The organism is Oceanispirochaeta sp. M1 (assembly GCF_003346715.1).
In the GTDB taxonomy this organism is placed as follows: Bacteria; Spirochaetota; Spirochaetia; order DSM-2461; family DSM-2461; genus Oceanispirochaeta.
This window is the reverse complement of the sequence record NZ_QQPQ01000102.1, coordinates 1-2912: the sequence shown is the minus strand read 5'-3', so window position 1 is coordinate 2912 and position 2912 is coordinate 1. Positions and strand designations below refer to the sequence as shown.

Genomic DNA, 2912 nt, shown 5'->3' with positions numbered 1-2912 from the left:
CGGCAAGAGAGCCAATTCGGTCTAGTACATCGAGCATACAGCGGTTGTTCAGATCATCCTGACCGAGCTCTTTGTTAAGATGTTTTCCAAGGTTATTAACATCATTGATACTGGTTGTAAAGATTTTGTATCCATCTTTCGGGGAACTGAATGCAGCTTGAAGAACACCCAGGATTATGGCCAGAGTTTTGGGATAAATTCCTCCGGGATGCCAGGCCGTGAGAAGTTTGAAGGCCTGCAGTATCAGATAATTATTGGGATGTACAGAACTCAACAATAGGAAGGGATCTTTATCGCCAATAAGAGAGTCTATTACCCAATGGTTCTCAACTTCGAGTAATCTCAGGAAAAGTGGGTAGTTGTCATTAGTCAGCCCGGATAATCTGAGAAACCGGGCATAACTAATTGATGACTCCACACTTTCAACAGTTCTACAGCCAATCATGCGTTCAATGATGTTGATTTCAACATCCATTATAGATTCTTGACTCCATGCATCTTCGATAGCAATTTCTTTTTGCTTATCCATTCACTTTCTCCTTAGTTTCATTGGGTGATATCTAAGTCATTGTTAGCGTCACATTAAAAAGTATTGTATTGATAGTTAGAAATTACAAATTTTCTTGTGATTTTCTTCATTTTCTTATTCTAACATCATTAAATTTGGTAAAATCGGTTGAAATAAATTTGAAAGCATGAAATTGAATTAGATATATTTTAATAATTGTAAAATGCATAATTTCAAATTATATTTAAATTTGGATGTTAAATAGCTGAAAATGGACATTAAAATCATGGAAACAGTTGATATTTTAGAAAGGCTAGAAAAATTATATCATATTGCATCATTACATGGCTGGTGTAATGAAGTTGATATTGAGTTGATTGAAATTACACAGAGTTTAAGCTTTTCGAGCAAAAGTGGGATTTCAGAAATATTAGTAAAAAATATAAATATTGAAAAAATGTCCAGAACTGAATATATATTAACAATTGTGTTTCTTTACAAAATTGATTATCCCAGTTTCGATTTATCAGAAAAACTATATAAGTTACTTTTAGATGATATTTATGATAACGATTATAATTTTATTATTAATCAACTTTTTGGAAATAAACACCCCTTCCCGACAGATATGACTAATAATATGATTAGAAGAGGTTATCTCTCTTACAGACGAGCTATCAATGAAGCTTTTCTAATCGATTCTGTTTTATCAGATATTCCTCCAAGCGATGTTGTTTTGTATTTAACTGTACTTTTATGTCATAGAAGCTTGAATGATCAGAACAAAGCGATGGTGTACTTTCTTCTTTCGAGAATTGATACAGAACTACCAGAAGATTTATTAAAAGAGACAATGAAATATATATATAAGTTGAGTTCTGTAATAACAGCATTAGAAGATGATTCTGATGCTGTTTTATCTGAAAATCTCGATTTAAGAAATGAACTGCGAGATGATTCAAATATTACAGACAATGATGATGATTCTATAAAAAACGAGGATCATCGGCCTATAAAACGTATTAGTGAAAATATTATTAATTCAAATGATGATATATACGATATAGGGTCCGTCGAGCTAAATAGCAATAAAACAGATAATTTGATAAATTTTAATCCAGAGGAACAAGAAGAAACAGGAGATGATCTGTCTCAATATGAAAAAGAAACTATATCGATTGATGTTACGAAACATGTAGATGAGATATCTGATTATGTATCGAGTGAACCCGATTTATTGGAGAATAAAAAACTAGATAATCAAATAAATAATTTTCCAACTGATTTGACCGACCAGTCTTCATTTTCGAAATCTGATGAGAGTGAAAATATGCCTCAAGATATTATTTCTGAAAACATTGAGATTTTAGAAGAAGATAGTGAATCAAATAATGAGATTGAAGAAGACGAACAGCATAATGATGATGAAATAAAAAAATTTAATATAACGTTTTCGAAAAGTTTAGATCAGATTCTAAAACTCGCAGAGCAATTCAGTAAAGAAGAAGGGAATAATAAAACTACTTCTGAAAAGATAGAAGTTAATCAATCAATACTAAAGACATCCGTTGAGATAATTGATAAGAATAAATCTTTGAAAACTAGAAATATCAATGATCCAGGTCAAAACAATGAAGAAGAAATCTCACATGTGACTAATAATCAAAAAAAAAAATTTGAAGAGAAGGCCGCACAACCAAAGGAAAAAAAATCTATTTATAGAAGAAAATATGGAAATTTACAAATTAAAATATTTCTTCCAATCCTAGTTTGTAGTATAATATTTATATTTTTTTTATTGCTAGAAAGACAAAACAGAGTTCAATTTTTAAATAGGAATTATCAAGTCACCCAAGATTCAAAAACCTTGATCCGTGGAACAAAAGACAATATTGTAGAGGAAACCGATCAAGATGCTCAAGAAACTACTCCAATATTGACTGAAATAGATTCTGTAATATCGATTGATTATTATTCTTCAGAAGGTAATAAATATACTTTTATATTGAAAGATGATAAAATTTTCTGGAAAGTCAATGAATCAAATTCATTCTGGTCTCTTTATTTATTTTTGTCGGGTGATAACTTAATCGACAACAAAAGAATCAAATCTTTAGGAGATCTCTTTTGGCTGGACTATCTTAGGGAAATGAGTAGATTAAATCCTGAAAAAAAAGTTCTTAGAGAGATTATCCCGGAAGAAAATTATATTATTGTTGATGGATAACCCTTATAAAGAACTTTTTGGGGAGATCTTTATATATACATTTAACTAGACCTTTTTTATATATAGTGATTTAAGAGAAAAAGGAATGATAGTAATATTTTAAACAATATTTCTTTAAATTAAGTTCATTGTATTCGTGTTTCAGAGACTGATGCTATACATTATAGACCTCTATAC

The 2912-nt window shown here is 30.2% G+C and carries 2 protein-coding genes; one reads left to right on the top strand and one right to left on the bottom strand.

The window, feature by feature from the left end; all coding sequences use genetic code 11:
- The coding region (locus tag DV872_RS25865) for a hypothetical protein (protein WP_114632865.1) at positions 1 to 529 on the bottom strand (529 nt) is incomplete at its 3' end.
- 265 nt (positions 530 to 794) lie between these two features.
- Here DV872_RS25865 and DV872_RS25860 point away from each other — a divergent pair.
- Positions 795 to 2735, top strand: coding sequence for a hypothetical protein (locus DV872_RS25860; RefSeq protein WP_147283280.1), 1941 nt, complete (start codon positions 795 to 797; stop codon positions 2733 to 2735).
- Positions 2736 to 2912 lie beyond the last annotated feature (177 nt).

Bases quoted from the DNA above. Each gene is read 5' to 3' on its own strand.
- DV872_RS25860 (WP_147283280.1), top strand. From the start codon at position 795: ATGGAAACAGTTGATATTTTAGAAAGGCTAGAAAAATTATATCATATT.